This is a genomic window from Aquihabitans sp. G128 (genome assembly GCF_019048865.1).
GTDB lineage: Bacteria > Actinomycetota > Acidimicrobiia > Acidimicrobiales > Iamiaceae > Aquihabitans.
The window spans coordinates 500183-518623 of the sequence record NZ_CP077604.1; the positions used below are offsets into that span (position 1 = coordinate 500183).

Here is an 18441-nt window from a genome sequence, read left to right on the forward strand (position 1 = left end):
ACCCCGTACGGGTGTGGATGGGCTCGGGAACACGTGTTCGACATCGACGGTGGCCGGGCCGGTAGGCTCAACCCTCGTGTCTGACTCCCTCGTGATCCGTGGCGCCCGAGAGCACAACCTGCGAGACGTCTCGGTGGACCTGCCCCGAGACAAGCTCATCGTCTTCACCGGCCTGTCCGGCTCCGGCAAGTCCTCGCTGGCGTTCGACACCATCTACGCCGAGGGCCAGCGCCGCTACGTCGAGTCCCTCTCGTCCTACGCCCGGCAGTTCCTGGGCCAGATGGACAAGCCCGACGTCGACTTCATCGAGGGCCTCTCGCCGGCCATCTCCATCGACCAGAAGTCGGCCTCGAAGAACCCGCGGTCCACCGTCGGCACCGTCACCGAGATCTACGACTACCTGCGCCTGCTCTTCGCCCGGATCGGGGTGCCCCACTGCCCCGAGCACGGCGTGGTGATCTCCCGCCAGACCCCCCAGCAGATCGTCGACCGCATCCTCGAGCTGCCGGAGGGCACCCGCTTCCAGGTCCTGGCGCCGGTGGTCCGCGGCCGCAAGGGAAACTACGAGACCCTGCTGGCCGACCTCGCCACCCAGGGCTTCGCCCGGGCCCGCATCGACGGCGAGCTGCACGACCTCGGCACCGGCACCAAGCTGGACCTCGCCCGCTACGAGGTCCACCACATCGAGGTCGTGGTCGACCGCCTCGTGCAGCGCGCCGGCATCGAGCGGCGCCTCACCGAGTCGCTGGAGACCGCCCTGCAGCTGGCCGAGGGCGTGGCCGAGGTGGAGCTGGTCCCCAAGGAGGGCGAGGGCGACGGCGAGATCCTCACCTTCTCCCAGCACCTGGCCTGCCCCATCGACGGCAAGAGCTACGAGGAGCTGGCCCCCCCGGAACTTCTCGTTCAACTCGCCCTACGGCGCGTGCGAGCGCTGCGACGGGCTGGGCACGCAGTTCGAGGTCGACGTCCACCTGGTGGTGCCCGACCCGGACCAGACCCTGGCCGGCGGGGCCATCTCGCCCTGGGCCGGCGGCCACCTGCAGTACCACCAGCGCCTGCTGGAGGCCATCTGCGAGGAGAAGGCCATCCCCATGGACGTGCCCTTCTCCGCCCTCACGGCCAAGCAGCAGAAGGTGCTCATGTACGGCACCGGCAGCGCCAAGGTCCAGGTCCGCTACAAGAACCGCTACGGCCGCACCCGCAGCTACCAGGCCAGCTTCGAGGGGGCGGTCACCTGGATCCAGCGCCGCCACGCCGACACCGAGTCCGACAGCCAGCGCGAGCAGTTCGAGGGCTACATGCGCGAGGTGCCGTGCCCGGCGTGCGAGGGCGCCCGGCTCAAGCCGTTCACCCTGGCGGTCACCGTCGGCGGCAAGAGCATCCACGACATGGCGTCCATCCCCATCGCCGACGCCGCCACCCTGTTCGCCGAGCTGGAGATCAGCGACCGCGACCGCATCGTGGCCGACCCCATCCTCAAGGAGGTCAACGCCCGCCTCGGCTTCCTGATCGACGTCGGCCTGACCTACCTCTCCCTGCACCGCTCGTCGGCCACCCTGGCCGGCGGCGAGGCCCAGCGGATCCGCCTGGCCAGCCAGATCGGCTCGGGCCTGGTGGGCGTGCTCTACGTGCTCGACGAGCCGTCCATCGGCCTGCACCAGCGCGACAACCGCCGCCTGATCGACACCCTCATCCGCCTCCGGGACCTGGGCAACACGGTGCTCGTGGTCGAGCACGACGAGGACACCATCGCGGTGGCCGACTACATCGTCGACATCGGCCCCGGCGCCGGCGAGCACGGCGGCTCGGTGGTCTACGCCGGGCCGGTCAAGGGCCTGCTCAAGAGCAAGGACTCCATCACCGGCCACTACCTGTCGGGCAAGAAGAGCATCCCGGTGCCGGCCGGTCGGCGCCCCCCGTCGGGCGACTGGCTCACCGTGCAGGGCGCCCGGGAGCACAACCTCCAGGGCGTCGACGTCGACTTCCCGCTCGGCGTGTTCGTGGCCGTCACCGGCGTGTCCGGGTCGGGCAAGTCCACCCTGGTCAACGACATCCTGCTGCGCTCGCTGATGCAGCGGATCTACAAGTCGAAGACCCCGCCCGGCCTGCACAAGAAGGTCACCGGCATCGAGCTGCTGGACAAGGTCATCAACATCGACCAGTCGCCCATCGGCCGCACGCCGCGCTCGAACCCGGCCACCTACACCGGCGTCTGGGACCACGTCCGCAAGCTGTTCGCCCAGACCACCGAGGCCAAGGTGCGCGGCTACCTGCCGGGCCGGTTCAGCTTCAACGTCAAGGGCGGGCGCTGCGAGAACTGCGCCGGCGACGGCACCATCAAGATCGAGATGCACTTCCTGCCGGACGTGTACGTGCCCTGCGAGGTGTGCAAGGGCGCCCGCTACAACCGCGACACCCTCGACATCCAGTTCAAGGGCAAGAACGTGGCCGAGATCCTCGACATGCCGTGCGAGGAGGCGCTGACCTTCTTCGCCAACCAGCCGGTCATCGCCCGCCACATGCAGACGCTCGTCGACGTGGGGCTGGGCTACGTGCGCCTCGGCCAGAGCGCCCCCACCCTCTCCGGCGGCGAGGCCCAGCGCATCAAGCTGGCCTCGGAGCTCTCGAAGCGCTCCACCGGCCACACCATCTACCTGCTCGACGAGCCCACCACCGGCCTGCACTTCGAGGACATCCGCAAGCTCCTCACCGTGCTCGGCCGCCTGGTCGACCAGGGCAACACGGTGCTCGTGATCGAGCACAACCTCGACGTCATCAAGACCGCCGACTGGATCATCGACATGGGGCCCGAGGGCGGTTCCGGGGGCGGCACGGTCGTGGTCGAGGGCACGCCGGAGACGGTGGCCGACACCCCGGCGTCCTACACCGGCCGGTTCCTGCGGCCCCTGCTCGGCCTCGAGGGCGAGGTCGGCGCCACCGCCGGCACCCGGCGGGCCAACGGCACCAAGCCGGCTGCCGCCAAGGCCAAGCCTGCCGCCCGCAAGGCGCCGGCCAAGGCCCGGGCGGGAGCCTGATGGCGCTCGACGAGCTCCGCCCCGACGCGCTGTACCACCTGGCCTCCAGCGCCGAGTGGGCCGAGCACCAGGCGGCCGGCGAGATCGCCCCGCCGTCCCTCGGCCTCGAGGGGTTCGTGCACTGCTCCTACGGCCGCCAGGTGGCGGGCACGGTGGAGAAGCACTTCGCCGGGGCCACCGACCTGCTGGTGCTCGAGCTCGACCCGTCGGCCCTCGGCGACGTCGCCCTGGTCGAGGAGGACTCCTACGGCTCGGGCCAGGCGTTCCCCCACGCCTACGGGCCCATCCCGGTCGCCGCCGTGGTGGCCTCCGTGCGGGTGCGCTGAGCGCCGCCTGCGGTTTCACAACCCGGGCGGCGGTGCCGATGGGGTGGGGTGGACGAGGCAACCGTGGCTGAACGAGCGCCCGAGGAGGTCGCCCCGCCGGTGGCCGACGTCGCGCCGCGCCGGCCCCGCTGGGCCCTGCACGCCCTGGTCTACCTGCTCGCGCTCGGCGGCCTGCTGGCGGTCACCGACCTCGACAGCAGCTGGACCTTCGACGACGGGGCCTACGCCACCCAGGTGCGGGTCCTGGAGCACCACGGCGACTGGGCCTACCCCTACCGCTGGAGCGAGCGGGACCCCCGCAGCGAGTTCGCCCCGGTGCCCCACGCCACCCTGACGCCCACCGCGATCTACTCCTACACCAAGCGCCCGGCCTGGATCCTCGTGCTCCAGGCCAGCACCCGGCTCTTCGGGCGGGTGGTCGGGCTCTACGTGCCCTCGGTCCTCGGCGCGGTGGCCGCCGCGCTGGTGGCCTGGGCGTTGGCCGAGCGGCTGCGCCCCGGTTCGGGGGCCCTCGGCTTCTGGGCGGTGGCCCTCGGCCCGCTCCTGGTGCACAGCTCGGCCATGTGGGCCCACACCTGCGGCGCCGCGCTGGGCGGGGTGCTGGCGCTGGTGGTGGCCGACCGGGCCACGGGCCGAGCGCGGGGCTGGCACCTGCCGGCGCTCGCTGCGACGGCCGCCCTGCTGGTGTCGTTCCGCACCGAGGGCGCCATCGTGGTGCTGGCCGCCGCTGCGGTGCTGGCCGCGCTCGCCCTCCGGGAGCCCACCTGGGCCCGGCGGGCCCGTGCCGCGCTGGGCACCGCCGCCCCGCTGGTGGTGGTGGCCGCCGCCACGTTCCTGGCCACCAGCCGTTGGTCGGCCCGCCTGGCGCCGGGCAAGGAGCTGCCCGCCTGGGACCTCAACCCGGCCGACCTCACCTACGTGCAGTCCCAGTGGGGCGGGGCGTGGCGCACCTTCCTCGACGGCGGCGGCGCCTCTCGCTCGGGCACGGTCCTGGCCGCCCTGGTGGTGCTGTGCTGGGTGGCCGGCGCCGCGCTGCTGGCCCGACGCGAGGTTCCCCAGCGGGTGGCGGCCGCGGTCCTCGGCGCCGGCGTGGCCCTGCTCGCCCTGCGCCAGTACGCCGTCGCCCGCTTCGACCTCGGCGGGGCGCTGCTGGCGGCGCCGCTGCTGCCGGTCGCCCTCGTCGCCCTGCTCGCCTCGGGTCGCGTGCGCCGGCCCGGGCGGGCCCCGTCGAGCGCCCCACCGGCCACGTCGACCACGTCGCCCGCCTCGGTCTGGCTCGGCGCCCTCGTGGCGCTGCACGTGCTGGCCACCATCGCCACCCAGTACCCCGAGGGCGGCGGCGGCGACTGGGGCGGCCGGTTCCTGTTCGTGGTGCTGGTGCCGGCCACCGTGCTGGCCGCCCTGTTCGTGGTGCCGCTGGTGGCCGACCGAACCGGCCTGGCGGCCCGCCACGCAGCGGTCGCCACCCTGGTCGCCCTGGTGGCGCTGCCCACGGCCCTGGGGTGGGCCAGCGCCAACGACTTCCGGGGCGCCGTCGGGCGCACCGCCGACGCCGTCGAGGCGCCGAAGGGCGACACCGTCATCCAGCTCGACCGCCACCTGGCCCGCGGGGCGTGGCGGCTGCTCCCCGACGTCGACCTGCTGTCGGCCGAGGTCAGCTCGGCGCCCCGGGCCCTCGCCATGCTCCGCCCCGGCCTCGACCACGACGTCGTGGTGGTCGGCGCCGGTGCCGATCGGGTCCGCGCCCCGGGCTACGAGCGGCGGGTGGTCGCCACCGACCGCGTGGTCTTCACCCCGGCATGAGCCGGCCCGACCACGCTCCGGGGTCCCCGAGCCCCGCCAGCCCCACTCGTACGATGACGCCGTGAGGAGGGGCGCGCGCTACTTGACGTTGGTCGGGCCCGTGCTGGTGGTCCTGGCCCTGAGCAAGGTCCACGCCGCCTGGATCGCCGATCCGCCGTACGACTTCACCGCCTCGTTCCGGCTCCCGTGGGCGCTCACCTACGCGGTGGCCCTGAGCCTGGCCGCCTACGGCGCCGGCCTGCCCGAGCTGCCCCGTCGAGGCCGGGCCACGCTGGTCTCCGCCGCGGCCGCCTCGGGCGGAGCCGCCCTCGTGGTCTCGGTCCTCCAGCTGCTCGTGGGCGACGCCCTGCTGCCCCGCTTCGTGGTGCTGGGCTCGGCCGTGCTGGTGGTCGGGCTGCACGTGGCGGTGGGCGCCATCGCCCGCCAGGGCCGGACCACCGACGAGGGCCGCGACCGCGTGGTGCTGGTGGCGGCCCAGGCCGAGGCCGAGCGGATCACCCACGAGCTGGCCCGCGCCCGAGCGGCCGGCGTCGCTGGTCACCCACCTGCTGCCGGCCGCCGCAGGCGCCGACCCGGACGACCCCCTGCGGCGGCCCCTCGTGGAGCAGCTGCTCCACGACCGGGGATCGGTCATCGTGCTCGACCGCGAGGCGCTCAACGACGAGCGGGTGGTGGCCCAGGCCGCGGCGCTGCACGAGGCCGGGCTGCGCGTCCGCACCCTGCTCCAGTTCTACGAGGAGTGGCTGGGCAAGCTGCCCGCCGCCGAGCTCGAGCGGGCGTCGCTCCTGTTCGACATCGGCGAGCTCCACCGGTCCCGCTACGGCCGGTTCAAGCGCCTGCTGGACCTGCTCTGGGGCGCCTTCCTGCTCGTACCCCTGGTGGTGGCGGTGCCGTTCGTGCTGCTGGCCAACCTGGTCGGCAACCGGGGCCCGATGCTCTACCGCCAGACCCGCGTGGGCCGCGGCGGCGTGCCGTTCGAGATCCTGAAGTTCCGCACGATGGTGGTCCGCCCCGACGTGCCCTCGGCCGAAGGCGCGGTGGGCGCCAGCGAGTGGACGGCCCAGGACGACCCCCGCATCACCGCCTTCGGCAAGGTGCTCCGCGCCAGCCACCTCGACGAGCTGCCCCAGGCGCTCAACATCCTGCGCGGCGACCTCTCGCTGGTGGGGCCCCGGCCCGAGCAGCCCCGCTACGTGGTGGAGCTGAGCGAGAAGCTGCCCTTCTACGGCATGCGCCACCTGGTGCGCCCCGGCCTCACCGGCTGGGCCCAGGTGAAGTACGGCTACGCCGGCAACGAGGATGATGCCCTCGAGAAGCTGCAGTACGAGTTCTTCTACCTCCGCCACCAGGGACTGCGCTTCGATGCCCGGGTGATCGGCCGCACCGTGCGCAGCGTCACCGGAACGATGGGAGGGGGACGATGACCGACCCCGAACGACCGCTGGTCACCGTGGTGATCCCCATGCTGAACGAGGACGGCTACATCGGCCCGTGCGTCGAGGGCTTCCTGGCCCAGACCTACGGCGCCGATCGCCTCGAGATCCTGGTGATGGACGGGGGCAGCACCGACGGCAGCCGGGAGACGGTCGCGGCGCTCGCCGAGCAGCACCCGCAGGTCCGCCTGGTCGAGAACCCGAAGCGGTTGGCGGCGGCGGCGGCCAACGTCGGCATCGCCGAGGCGTCGGGCGAGATCCTCTGCTTCCTCTCGGCCCACGGCGTGCCCGACCCGGACTACGTGGCCACGTCGGTGCGCCTCCTCCAGGAGCTCGACGCGGTCGGCGTCGGCGGCCGCTACCTCCACGTCGGCACCGACCCGCGCTCGCGGGCGGTGGGCCTGGCCATGGCCTCGCCGTTCGGCATGGCGTCGCCGCACCGCTCCTCGGGCGAGCGGGGCGAGGTCGACACCATCAGCCACCCCACGTTCCTGCGCCAGGCGCTGATCGACGTCGGCGGGTACGACGAGACGTTGCTGCGCAACGAGGACTACGAGCTCAACTACCGGCTGCGCCGCAACGGGGGGCCGGCTGGTCTTCTGCCCGGAGATCTCGTCGGTGTACCGGCCCCGCGGCTCGCTCGCCGCGGTGCGCCGCCAGTTCTTCGACTACGGCCGCTGGAAGGCCACGGTGATCGCCCGCCACCCGGAGGCCACCAAGCCCCGGCACCTCGTGCCGCCGCTCGCCGTGCTCGGGCTGGGCGCGGCGCCGCTCCTGGCCGCGTCGCCGGCCGGCCGCAAGGCGCTCGCCGCCGGCGCGCTGGGCTACGGCGCGCTGCTGGCCGCCGCCGTCGCCCGGGCGCGGCCCGACCGCCGGGAGGTCTCGGTCGCCACCTTCGTGGGGGCGTTCCCCGTCATGCACGTCTCCTGGGGCGCCGGCGTCCTCGCCGGGGCCGCGCTGGACGTCGTCGCGGCGGTCCGCGGCTCGTCGCAGCCGCCTCGCCGGTGACCGACGCCGCGCCGGCGCCGGCGGCCGACGAGCGCGCTGGCGGCTGGGAGCACGGCGTCGCGTCGCGCCTCACCAACCTGGCCGCCGCACGGGTGGTCGCCCAGGTGGTCGGCCTGGGGTGGTTCCTCTACGTGGCCCGGCAGTTCGGGGCCCGGGACTTCGGGGTGCTCAGCAGCGGCCTCGCCCTCGTCATCGTCATCGGCGGCCTGTCGGACCTGGGCACCACCCGCACCGTGGTCCGCCACGTCGCCGCCGACCGGGCTTCGCTGCGGCCCACCTTCGCCCGCGCCGCCGGCCTGCGGGCCGGCGCCGGCGCCCTCGTGGGCGTGGTCGCCGCCGTCGCCATGCACGCCATCGACGGGTCCCTCCCGGTGGCCGTCGTCGGGGCGGCCGCCCTGGTGGCGGCGGCCAGCGGGATCACCGAGATCGGCTTCGCCGCCTTGCGCTCGGTGGGCCTGGTGGGGGCCGAGGTCGGGCTGCTGGTGGGGGAGCGCCTCGCCTTCGTGGTGCTGGCCGGGGCGCTGGTGGTGGCCGGCGGCGGACCGGTCGCCGTGCTCGGCGCCTACGCGGCCACCAACCTGCTCAGCGCGCTGGCGGTCACCTGGCAGGTGGCCCGCCACGGCCGGGGGCCGACGTCGCCCGCCGGCGCCCTGCTCGACCGCGAGGGCCGCCGCACGGCGCTGAGCTCGACCCTGGTCATCGTCGGGCCGCGCATCAGCGTGCTGATCCTCCTGCTCGCCTCCACCCCCACCGTCCTCGGCGCCTTCACCATCGCCCAGAAGGTGCCCGAGGCGCTCGGCACCCTGGGCACCGCGGCGCTCATGCCGGTCCTGCCGCTGCTGCGCGAGGCCCTGGTGGGCGGGCGCTGGGACGCCTCGCTGCGGCGGGCGGGCCGCATCGCCGCCACCGTCGGCGCGGCCATCGCCCCGCCGGTGGTGCTGCTGTGCGTCGACGGCCGCCGCGTGGTCGACGTCCTCTTCGATGCCGGGCACCGCTCGGGCGTCGTCGCCGCCCTCGGCTTCCTGGCCGTCGTGGCCCTGCTGTGGGTCATCCGCACGCTGGGGGAGATGGTGCTGCTGGCCGAGGAGCGGGCCTCCGCCTACCTGCGGGCGCTGGTCTGCGGGCTGGTGGCCAACGTGGCCGTCGGCGTGCCGCTGGTGTCGCGCTGGGGCGCCAGCGGGGCCGCCGGCGCCGCCCTGGTGGGCGAGGTCGTGGTGCTGGTGGTCGTGGCGGCATCGGTGCGCTCGGTGGCCGGCCTGCTGGCCCGCCCCCTCGCCGCAGTGGTCGCCGCGGCCGCCGCGGGCGGGGTCGTGGCCGTCGCCGGGCGGCACCTGCCGGTGCTGGCGTCGGGGGCGCTCACCGCCGCGGTGGCGGGCGGTGCGCTGCTGCTGACCGGTCGATCGATCCTCGACCGGTCCGGGCGCTCGGCCCTAGCGGCGCCGGGCGACGACGCCGATGTTGGCGCACAGGTCCGATGGGACCTGGGAGGAGATGGCGTTGAGACCGTCGAGCACGGACCGGGGCCAAGCCAGCATCTGTGAGTTGGCCAGCGGCTTCACGAAGTAGCCGAAGTCCGACACCACCTCGAAGCCGGCGCCGCTCAGCTCGTCTCGCAGCTCCGCGAGGTCGTACACCCGCTGGTGGCCCACGAGGTGGTCGCGCTCGGACAGGTCGTCGAGGCGCTCCTGCAGGCCCATGGCCACGCCGAGCTGGCGGTGGATGGAGCGGGCGTTCGGGGTGACCGCCACGAGCAGCCCGCCGGGGCGGAGCCAGGTGGCCAGGTGGTCGAGGAGGTGGCCGGGGCGGTCGACGTGCTCGAGCACGTGGAGGGCCAGCACGGCGTCGTAGGGCTGCTCGGGCACGTAGCTCTCGAACATGCCGAGGTGCACGGCCAGGCCCGGGTGCTGGGCGACGGCGTGGTCCCGCAGGGCGGGGCTGCCCTCGACGACCTCGACGGGGACGCCGGCGGCGAGCAGCTCGCGGGTGATGAGGCCGGTGCCGTAGCCCATCTCGAGGACCCGCTCCACCGACCCGAGGGCGTCGACGATCATCGGGATCGAGTGCTGCTGCGCGAGCTCCTCGATGTCGACGTCGTCGATCTCGGCGTTCAGGTAGTAGGTGCTCGCGAACCGGTCCAGGTCGGCGGGGCTGAGGTCGGTTGGCATGTGCGCTCCTCCAGGTGTCCCGGACCCATCGGCAGTTCCCCGCCAGCATCCAGGATGTCCGCTTCGACCGCCTGGTCGGAACCTATCCTGAGCAGCCCATGAGCTACGCGGACCGGTACGATCCCGACGAGGACTTCGACCGGTGGTACACCACCGCCACCGCCCGCGAGGTCGTCCGCTGGCTGCGCCCCGGTGACCCCGTCCTCGAGCTCGGGTGCGCCACCGGCCTCATGACCGCCTCGCTGGCCGGGGCGGGCGCGGTGGTCACCGCCGTCGACCACGCACCGAGCTACCTCGAGCGGCTGCGGGCCCGGGACCTCCCGGACGTGGTGGCCGTCGAGCACGACATCGTCACCATCGACCTGGGCGCCCGCTTCCGCCACGTCGTGCTGGCCAACGTGGCCCACGAGGTGGCGGACCCGGCGGCGCTGTTCCGCACCGCAGCCGCCCACCTCGTGCCGGGCGGCCTCCTGCACGTCACGCTGCAGAACCCGCGCTCCATCCACCGACTGGTCGGCTTGGAGCTGGGCGTCATCGGCGACCTCCAGGAGCTCAGCGACCGGGGCAAGGACCTCGACACCGTGCAGCTCCTCGACGCCGACCGCCTCGCCGCCCTGGGCCGCGCCGCCGGCCTCCGCGGCGTGCACCGGGGCGGGATCATGCTCAAGCCGCTGCCGAACGACCTGATGGCCGCCCTGCCCGAGGCGGTGCTGGAGGGCTTCGTGGCCGCGGCGCACCACCTCCCCGAGCACGCCTCCATGTCCTACCTGGTGCTGGAGCGACCGACGGGCGCCGACGGTGGTTGACCGCCTGCTGCTCGAGGCCTCCGAGCTCCTGGCCGCCACCGCAGCCGATCCCCGCGAGCCGCACCTGGTCCTCTGGAACACGTCGGCGTACTACGACCTGCGGCCCGGCCAGCTGGAGCGCCGGCGCCAGATCGACCTCCACGACGGGGACCGGCTGGTCGGCTCGTTCGTGGTCGGGGTCGACGACGACGGCGCCGCCACGTCCGGCTTCGGTGCGCCCTTCGGCGGCCCGGACCTGGCCCGCTCGGCCGAGGTGGTGGGCCACGTGGAGGCCCTGGTCGACCAGGCGGTCGCCGAGCTCGAGGCGGGCGGCGCGCCCTCCATCGCCGTGCGGGCCAAGCCGGCCCACTACGGCCCGAACGAGGCGGCGCTCGTGTTCGCCCTCGTGAACCGGGGCTTCGCCGTGGTCGCCTGCGACCTGAACGCCCACCTCGACCTGCGCGGCATCGACTCGGGCGACGCCTACGTCGCCTCGCTCAAGCCGGCCGCTCGCAAGGCCCTCCGCCGGTCCGTCGACCAGGGCATCGGCCTGTCGCAGGTCGCTCCGGACGACGCCGCCACGTGGGCCGAGGCCTACGAGGTCCTCCGTCGCAACCGCGTCGACCGAGGCCGACCGATGCACCTGCCGCTGGCCTACGTCGAGGCCATCCGCGACGCCTTCCCCGGCCGGGTCCGCCTCCTGGTGGTCGACCACGGCGACCGGGTGGTGGCCGCCGCGCTCCTCTACCGCGTGGCCCCCGGGCGAGACGTGGTGCAGTACTGGGGCGACGCCCTCCACGATCTGGCGCTCTCGCCCATGAACCTCCTGGTGCGCGGCGTCGTCGAGCACGCCCTGGCCTCCGGTACGGCGACGGTCGACATCGGCATCTCCAGCGAGGACGGGGTCACCAACGCCGGGCTCATCCAGTTCAAGCGGACCGTGGGGTGCGACATCGAGCCCCGGTTCGTGCTGCGCCGCACCGCAGAGGGCTGACCGTGGCCGCCTCGGAGCCGATCGTGGTGGTGGGCGGCAGCGTCGCCGCCCTCGTGGCCGCCGACGCGCTCGCCGCCGCCGGTCGGGCCGTCGAGCTGCACCTGCCGGCCCGGGGGGTCGGCGGGGGGGTTCCTCCCGGCCGAGATCGCCGGCCGGCGCCTCGACCTGGGGCCGCGCGTGCTCGAGCTCCAGTACGACGACGACGGCGCCACCGGCGCGGTGCCGCCCCTGGGCGACTACCGACCCGGCCCCCACGGCCACCGGCCCTACCTGACCGCCATCGACGCCCTCGTGCGGGAGCTGGCCGGCGACGACCTGGTGCAGGTCTCGGCCGCCCAGGTCTCCGTCGGCGGACGCCGCTGCACCGACTACGTGCTGGCCGGCGACCTCACCGGCCTGCCCGCCGTGCTCGACGACGACCAGGCCGCCGCCCTCACCGCCGGGGCCGCCGCGGCGATCGAGGCCATCGGTCCCCACGGCGCGTTCGCGCCGGACGCCGGCGGCCTGCCGTGGGACCGCACGTTCCACGACATCGGCCGCCAGCACACGGGCGCGCCGTTCCACGACCTGCTCATCGAGCCGCTCGCCGCCAAGGCGCTGCCCGGCGGCACGTCGAGCGTGATCGCCGCCCTCCACCGCAAGATCTGGCTCCCGCTCTTCCACCCCGTCACCGCCTGGGAGGCCAGCGCCGACCGGCTGACCTACCGGCCCGAGCGGCCGTTCTGGTCCGTGGCCGGCGGCGGCATGGGCGAGGTCGTGCGCCGGTTGGTCCAGCGGGTCACCGATGCGCCGCTGGTCCGGGTTCGACACGAGGGCCCGCTGGTGGCGGTCGCCGCCGAGGGGGGCCGCACGCTCCTGCGCTTCGAGAGCGGCGCCGAGCTGCCGGCTGCGACCCCCGTGCTCGGCGTCGGGCCCGAGGAGCTCTTCGCGGCGGCCGGCCAGGCCTACGCGGTCGACAAGGTGCCGGCGGCCATGGTCTGGATCGACGTGCCCGACGGCGACGTGCACGACCTGCCCAGCGTCCTGTTCTCCGCCGAGCCCGAGGTGGGCGCGTTCCGGGTCACCGAGAGCCTGGCGGACGTGCGCCCGGGCTTCCGCACCGTGTGCGTGGAGGTGGCGTGCACCGTCGAGCGCGAGCGCTGGGAGGCGACGGCCCAGGCGGCGCTCGAGGACCTGGGCGTGGTGCGGCCGGGCGCGGCGGTCGAGGTGGTCGCCGCCGCCGGACGGCCCGCCTTCGCTGTGCCGTCGGCGGCCAGCCGGGCGGCGTTCGCCGTGGCCCGCGCCGGGCTCGACGCCCTCCACCTGCCGGCCCTGGTCGTCGGTGGGGCCACCGCCTTCGCGGTCGACTCGTTCAACGAGCAGGTGGTGCAGGGCCTGGCGGCCGCCGAGGCCCGGTCCGCCTGACCCGAGGCTCGTCCCGGTCGCGCCGTCAGCCGGCGGTGCGGGCCACGGCGGCGAGCAGCACCTCGACCACGCGGTCCTGCTGCTCGGCGGTGATGCCCGGGAACAGCGGCAGCGAGACGATCTCGCGGGCGGCGGCCTCGGCATGGGGGAAGTCCCCGGGGCCGTGGCCGAGGTGGGCGAACGCCGGCTGCAGGTGGATCGGCACGGCGTAGTGGATCCCCGCGCCGACCCCGGCGCCGTGCAGCTCGGCCAGCACGGCGTCCCGGGCGGCGACGCGCACCGGGAAGAGGTGCCAGACGTGGACGTTGCCCGGCGCGGTGGCCGGGAGGCCGATGCCCTCCTGGTCGGCGAGGGCGCTCCGGTACCGGTCGGCGGCGGTGCGCCGGAGGTCGTTCCACCGGTCGAGGCGGGCCAGCTTGGCCGACAGCACCACGGCCTGGAGCGTGTCGAGCCGGGAGTTCATGCCCATCAGCTCGTGCTGGTAGCGGACCTTGCTCCCGTGGTCGGCGGTGGTGCGCACCCAGTCGGCCAGCTCGGCGTCGGTGGTGAGCACGGCACCGCCGTCGCCGTAGGCGCCGAGGTTCTTGCCCGGGTAGAAGCTGGTGCCGGCGATGCGGGCGAGGGTGCCGATGCCGGCGCCGTCGCTGGTGGCCCCCTGGCTCTGGGCGGCGTCCTCGACCACGGCGCAGCCGGTGCCGGCCACCGCCTCGGCGAGCTCGCGCAGCGGGGCGCACTGGCCGAACAGGTCGACGCCGACCACCGCCCGGGCGTCGCTGGCCGCCACCGCCGCCGCCACCTGGGTGGCGTCGATGAGCTGGAACGTGGGATCGCAGTCGACGAGCACGGGATCGGCCCCGGCGCGGTCGACCGCTTCGGCGGTGGCGATGAACGTGTTGGCCGGCAGCACGACCTTGTCGCCCCGGCCCACGCCGCAGGCCCGCAGGGCAAGCTCCACGGCGTCGGTGCCGTTGGCCACGCCGACGACGTGGGCGGCGCCGGTGTAGGCGGCGAACGCCTCCTCGAAGGCGGCGACCTCGGGGCCCTTCACGAAGGCGGTTCGGGCCAGGACGCTGGCGAAGCCGGCCTCGACCTCGGCGGCGACCTCGGCGTGCTGCCAGGCCAGGTCGACCAGGGGCACAGGCGGCGGCGCGGCGGTCATCGGACCGGCACCAGCACGCCGTCGGCGGCGCGGCTGCGGTCGACGGCTTCGAGCACCTCGAGCACCCGGACGCCCTGCCAGCTGTCGGTGCGGGGCGTGCCTCCCTCGCGGATGCAGGTGGCGAAGTCCCGCACCAGGGACTGGAGGGCCTCGGCGTCGGTGAGCGCCGGGGCGTGCATGTCGCCCGTCCGGTACTGGAACATCAGCTGGCGCTGCTCGTCCTCGTCCTCGATCTCGGCGATGTCGACGCCGCGCTCGTAGGTGGAGATGCGCTGGGTGGGGTCGGTGTCGTTCCAGACCAGGTGGCGCAGCGAGCCGCCGATGACGACGTTGCGGATCTTGACCGGGCTCAGCCAGGAGACGTGGACGTGGGCGATGGCGTCGTCGGGCAGCAGCAGGGAGACGTAGCCGACGCACGGCTTGCCCGCCCCGATGGGATCGACCCCCAGGGCGGAGACGGCCACGGGCCCGGTGCCCGCCGGCAGCACGGAGTCGAGGATCGAGAGGTCGTGGGGGAGCAGGTCCCAGAACACGTCGGTGTCGCGCTGGACCAGGCCCAGGTTGATGCGGACCGAGTCGACGTACTGGATGCGCCCGAGGTGGCCGGCGGCGATCTCGTCGCGGATCCGGTTGACCGCCGGGGTGTAGCAGAACGTGTGGTCGCACATGGCCACCAGCCCGGCCCGCTCGGCGGCCTCGGCGATGGTGCGGGCGTCGGCGGCGCTGAGCGCCAGCGGCTTCTCCACCAGGATGTGCTTGCCCGCCTCGATGGCGGCCAGGGCGAGGGGCAGGTGGGTGGCGGCTGGGGTGGCGATGGCCACCGCCTCGATGCGATCGTCGGCGAGCAGGTCCTCGAACCGGCTGGTGACCTCGATGGACGAGCGCTTGCCCACCACGGTGCGGGCCCGCTGCTCGTCCAGGTCGCACACGGCCCAGAGCCAGGTGCGGTCGCAGTTGAGGAAGTTCCGCACCAGGTTCGGGCCCCAGTAGCCCGCGCCGATGACGGCGACGCCGACCTCGCCGTCCTGGGGGGTGGGAGGCCCACTCGTCATCGACATGGCGGCCGATCCTATGGGAGCACCGAACCGGGTTCGGGGACCGTCCGGGCCTGCTGGAGCCTCGACTCAGACGGGCAGGGCCCGGCTGTCGGTGGCGGGGTCGCGGACCTCCGAGACGGGGTTGCCCTGGGTGATGTCGAGCATGCGCTGGAGCGCCACCTTGGCCCACTCGGTGGTGTCGGGGTCGACGGTGATCTGGTTGATGACCTTGCCGGCCACCAGGTTCTCGAGCACCCACGCCAGGTGGGGGCCGTCGATGCGGAACATGGTGGAGCACGGGCAGATCAGCGGGTCGAGCGACACGATGGTCTTGTCCGGCGTCTCGTCGCGCAGCCGGTTCACCAGGTGGATCTCGGTGGCGATGGCGAGGGTGGCGCCCACCGGGGCGGCCTCGACGGCCCGGATGATGAAGTCGGTGGAGCCCACCTGGTCGGCGAGCGAGCACACGTCGTGCGAGCACTCGGGGTGGGCGATCACGATGCCGTCGGGGTGCTCGGCGCGGAACGCCGCCACGTGGGCGGGGGAGAAGCGCTGGTGCACCGAGCAGTGGCCCTTCCACAGCAGGAAGGTGGCGTCGGTGACGTCGTCGGCGGACAGGCCGCCCAGCTCGAACCGGGGGTTCCAGACCCGCATGTCCTCGTGGCCGTAGCCCATGGCGAAGCCGGTGTTGCGGCCCAGGTGCTGGTCCGGGAAGAACAGCACCTTGTCGCCCTGGGTGAACGCCCACTCGAGGATCTCTCGGGCGTTGGTGGAGGTGCACACCGCACCGCCGTGGCGGCCGACGAACGCCTTGAGCGCCGCCGAGGAGTTCATGTAGGTGATCGGCACGAGGCGATCGGTGTCGATGACCTCCGACAGCGCCTCCCAGGCCTCGGTGACCTCGTCGATGTCGGCCATGTCGGCCATGGAGCAGCCGGCGTTCAGGTCGGGGAGGATCACCGACTGGTGGTCGCCGGTGAGCACGTCGGCCGACTCGGCCATGAAGTGCACGCCGCAGAACACGATGTGGTCGGCCTCCGGGTGCTCCTGGGCCAGCACCGACAGGCGGTAGGAGTCGCCGCGCGCGTCGGCCCACTTCATGACCTCGTCGCGCTGGTAGTGGTGCCCGAGGATGAACAGCTTGTCGCCGAGGGTGGCCTTGGCGGCGCCGATCATCTCGTCGAGCGCTTCGGGCGTGGCATCGCGGTAGCGCTCGGGGAGCGGGGTCTGGAGCCTGAGCATGTGGTGGTGACCTCCGAGGGGAGATCCCGCTGGATGACCGGTGGGGGCAGCCTGGTCGCCACGCCACGGGGATGTCGGTCACGGGATCGGACAAGGGGTGCCGGAGACCAGGCCGGCACCCCGGAGCATACGGGCACCGATCGCCACCCCGACGGATCGCGTCGGGCTTGAACTCCGGCCCCACCGTCCGATGGAGGGGGACCATGGAGACGGCCGTCGAGACCACCGCGCCCGCGGCGCGCGCCGAGCAGGTCCGGATCGCGGGCCTGGTGGCCGTCATCGTCGGCCTGGGCCTGGCTGCCTGGCCGGCCGGTGAGCTGTGGGTGGTCCTCGCCGGGCTCAGCCTGGCCGTCGGCGTCGGCGCGCCGCTCCTGGTGGTGGGCCACGAGCGGGTGGCGCGAGCCCTGCTGCCCGCCGCGGTGGTCCTGGTGGTCGCCATCGGGGCCTGGGCGCCGCACGCCCGAGCCACCGGCGGGGGCACCGCCCGTGACCGCAACCACGACGGTGGCGTCTACGTGACCCGCGAGGCCGCCCGCCTGGCGCTGCACGGCGAGGACCCGTACACGGCCCGCTACGCCGCCGTCCTGCCCGAGTCGTGGGCCCGCGTGCAGGGCGCCGACGGTCGACGGGTGGCCAACCCCGTGATCGACCACGAGCCCTACCTGCCGCTGTCGTTCCTGGTGCAGGCGCCGTTCGTGCTGGTCGCCGACGCGGTGGGCGCCACCTGGGACCCCCGGATCCTGGCCTGGGCGGCCCTCGCCGCCCTGGCCGTCGCCCTCGCCCGCCGGCCCGGCTCGGCGGCGGCCCGCCTCGGCGCCGTGCTGGTGGCGGGGAACGCCTTCACCTTCACCTACCTGGCGTGGGGCACCAACGACTCCCTCGCCGCGTGCGCCTTCCTGGCCTCGCTCCTGCTGGCCCGCCGTCGGCCGGGCTGGGCCGGGGCGGCGCTGGCGGTGGCCATCTCCTGCAAGTTCCTCTTCCTGGTGGCCGTGCCGCCCCTGCTCGTGGTGGTCCTCGCCCGCCAGGGCTGGGCCGGCGTGAAGCGCTGGTGGACCGCCCCGGCGCTGCTGGCGGCCACCTGCCTGCCGTTCCTGGCCTGGTCGCCGAGGGCGTTCGTCGACGACGTGCTGTGGTTCAACCTCGGCAAGACCAAGCCGCTGATGCCCACCTCGGGCCTGGGCCTGCCCGCCGTGGCGCCGGGTGCGTTCCACGGCCTGCTCCTCGGCCTGGCCACCTTGGCGGGCCTGGCGATCGCGTTCGGGTTGGTCCCGTGGCTCGCCCACCGCCTCCGCTCGCTGGCCTGGGTGGGCCCGCTGACCGCCCTCGGCCTGCTGGGGCTGCTGGTCCCGGCGCGCACGTTCCAGTGGAACTACCTGGTGCTCGTGGTGGCCGCCGCCGCCTCCGGCTGGTGGGCGCTCGACGGCGCCGACGACCTGGCGGCGGCCCCCGACGGGGCCCCTGGCGGGGTCCCGACCGCCCGCGCCGCGGTCCCAGCGGGGCGGTTGCCCGAACCGGTGGCCGATCCGGCAACCTAGGAGGCGTGGTCCAACGTCCTCCCGCCGGCTCCATCCCCGACACCCCCGGCTCGTACCAGTTCAAGGACGCCCACGGCCGGGTGATCTACGTCGGCAAGGCCAAGTCCCTGCGGTCCCGGCTGTCGACCTACTTCCAGACCAACCTGCCGGCGCGCACCGCGCAGATGGTGGCCACGGCCGAGACCGTCGAGTGGATCCAGGTCCGCAACGAGGTCGAGGCGCTCATGCTCGAGTACAGCCTCATCAAGCAGCACCGGCCGCGGTTCAACATCCGGCTGGTCGACGACAAGAGCTACCCGTACCTGGCGGTGACGGTGGGCGACGACTGGCCCCGGCCCATGGTCATGCGGGGCGCCCGGAAGAAGGGCGTGCGCTACTTCGGCCCGTACGGGAGCGCCTACGCCATCCGCGAGACGCTCGACCTGCTGCTGCGCACGTTCCCCTTGCGCACCTGCTCGGACAACAAGTTCAACAACCACCAGAAGCTGGGCCGGCCCTGCCTGCTCTTCCACATC

General features: G+C 74.2%; 12 protein-coding genes and 2 pseudogenes. 10 read left to right on the forward strand and 4 right to left on the reverse strand.

The features are described from left to right. Window positions 1–76 precede the first annotated feature (76 nt). From uvrA to KSP35_RS02320, 5 genes and pseudogenes are all read left to right on the forward strand, one after another. A pseudogene (uvrA, locus tag KSP35_RS02300) lies at window positions 77–3035 on the forward strand (excinuclease ABC subunit UvrA). After that, window positions 3035–3361, forward strand: coding sequence for a DUF952 domain-containing protein (locus KSP35_RS02305; protein WP_216998631.1), 327 nt, complete (start codon window positions 3035–3037; stop codon window positions 3359–3361). The pseudogene uvrA and the gene KSP35_RS02305 overlap by 1 nt, the downstream one beginning before the upstream one ends. A gap of 63 nt (window positions 3362–3424) precedes the next feature. After that, on the forward strand, window positions 3425–5164 hold the full coding sequence (locus KSP35_RS02310; RefSeq protein ID WP_216998632.1) for a hypothetical protein: 1740 nt from the start codon (window positions 3425–3427) through the stop codon (window positions 5162–5164). A gap of 599 nt (window positions 5165–5763) precedes the next feature. Next, window positions 5764–6588, forward strand: a complete 825-nt coding sequence (locus KSP35_RS02315; protein ID WP_216998633.1) for a sugar transferase — start codon at window positions 5764–5766, stop codon at window positions 6586–6588. Beyond that, window positions 6585–9146, forward strand: coding sequence for a glycosyltransferase (locus KSP35_RS02320; protein WP_216998634.1), 2562 nt, complete (start codon window positions 6585–6587; stop codon window positions 9144–9146). Before KSP35_RS02315 ends, KSP35_RS02320 begins: the two co-directional genes overlap by 4 nt. On the opposite strand, the gene KSP35_RS02325 is transcribed toward KSP35_RS02320, so the two are convergent. Continuing rightward, window positions 9036–9770: a class I SAM-dependent methyltransferase gene (locus KSP35_RS02325; protein WP_216998635.1), complete on the reverse strand. Its 735-nt coding sequence runs from the start codon at window positions 9768–9770 to the stop codon at window positions 9036–9038. The genes KSP35_RS02320 and KSP35_RS02325 overlap by 111 nt on opposite strands. A gap of 98 nt (window positions 9771–9868) precedes the next feature. Between KSP35_RS02325 and KSP35_RS02330 the strand changes: the two genes are divergently transcribed. The 3 genes from KSP35_RS02330 to KSP35_RS02340 all read left to right on the forward strand — a co-directional run bounded on the left by KSP35_RS02330 (window position 9869) and on the right by KSP35_RS02340 (window position 12953). Continuing rightward, window positions 9869–10576, forward strand: coding sequence for a trans-aconitate 2-methyltransferase (locus KSP35_RS02330; protein WP_216998636.1), 708 nt, complete (start codon window positions 9869–9871; stop codon window positions 10574–10576). Then, window positions 10569–11549, forward strand: coding sequence for a GNAT family N-acetyltransferase (locus KSP35_RS02335; RefSeq protein WP_216998637.1), 981 nt, complete (start codon window positions 10569–10571; stop codon window positions 11547–11549). The genes KSP35_RS02330 and KSP35_RS02335 overlap by 8 nt, the downstream gene beginning before the upstream one ends. Before the next feature lie 177 nt (window positions 11550–11726). Further along, the gene (locus tag KSP35_RS02340; protein ID WP_216998638.1) at window positions 11727–12953 is read left to right on the forward strand and encodes a hypothetical protein; all 1227 of its coding nucleotides are present in this window, start codon (window positions 11727–11729) and stop codon (window positions 12951–12953) included. 25 nt (window positions 12954–12978) lie between these two features. Here the strand turns inward: KSP35_RS02340 and KSP35_RS02345 are convergent, their stop codons facing one another. From KSP35_RS02345 to nadA, 3 genes are all read right to left on the reverse strand, one after another. Continuing rightward, on the reverse strand, window positions 12979–14112 hold the full coding sequence (locus tag KSP35_RS02345; protein ID WP_216998639.1) for a DegT/DnrJ/EryC1/StrS aminotransferase family protein: 1134 nt from the start codon (window positions 14110–14112) through the stop codon (window positions 12979–12981). Then, window positions 14109–15170 carry a Gfo/Idh/MocA family protein gene (locus KSP35_RS02350; protein WP_216998640.1) on the reverse strand — a complete coding sequence of 354 codons (1062 nt, stop codon included), beginning with the start codon at window positions 15168–15170 and terminating at the stop codon, window positions 14109–14111. The genes KSP35_RS02345 and KSP35_RS02350 overlap by 4 nt, the downstream gene beginning before the upstream one ends. Before the next feature lie 66 nt (window positions 15171–15236). Further along, entirely contained in the window at window positions 15237–16391 is a 1155-nt protein-coding gene (nadA, locus tag KSP35_RS02355) for a quinolinate synthase NadA (RefSeq protein ID WP_216998641.1), read from the reverse strand. A 203-nt stretch (window positions 16392–16594) separates the two neighbouring features. Between nadA and KSP35_RS02360 the strand changes: the two genes are divergently transcribed. Together KSP35_RS02360 and KSP35_RS23875 are read left to right on the forward strand one after the other, a co-directional pair. After that, the gene (locus KSP35_RS02360) at window positions 16595–17926 is read left to right on the forward strand and encodes a hypothetical protein (RefSeq protein ID WP_216998642.1); all 1332 of its coding nucleotides are present in this window, start codon (window positions 16595–16597) and stop codon (window positions 17924–17926) included. Window positions 17927–18006: 80 nt separating this feature from the next. Next, window positions 18007–18129: pseudogene (locus KSP35_RS23875) on the forward strand (hypothetical protein); the annotation flags it as partial. Window positions 18130–18441: the final 312 nt, after the last annotated feature.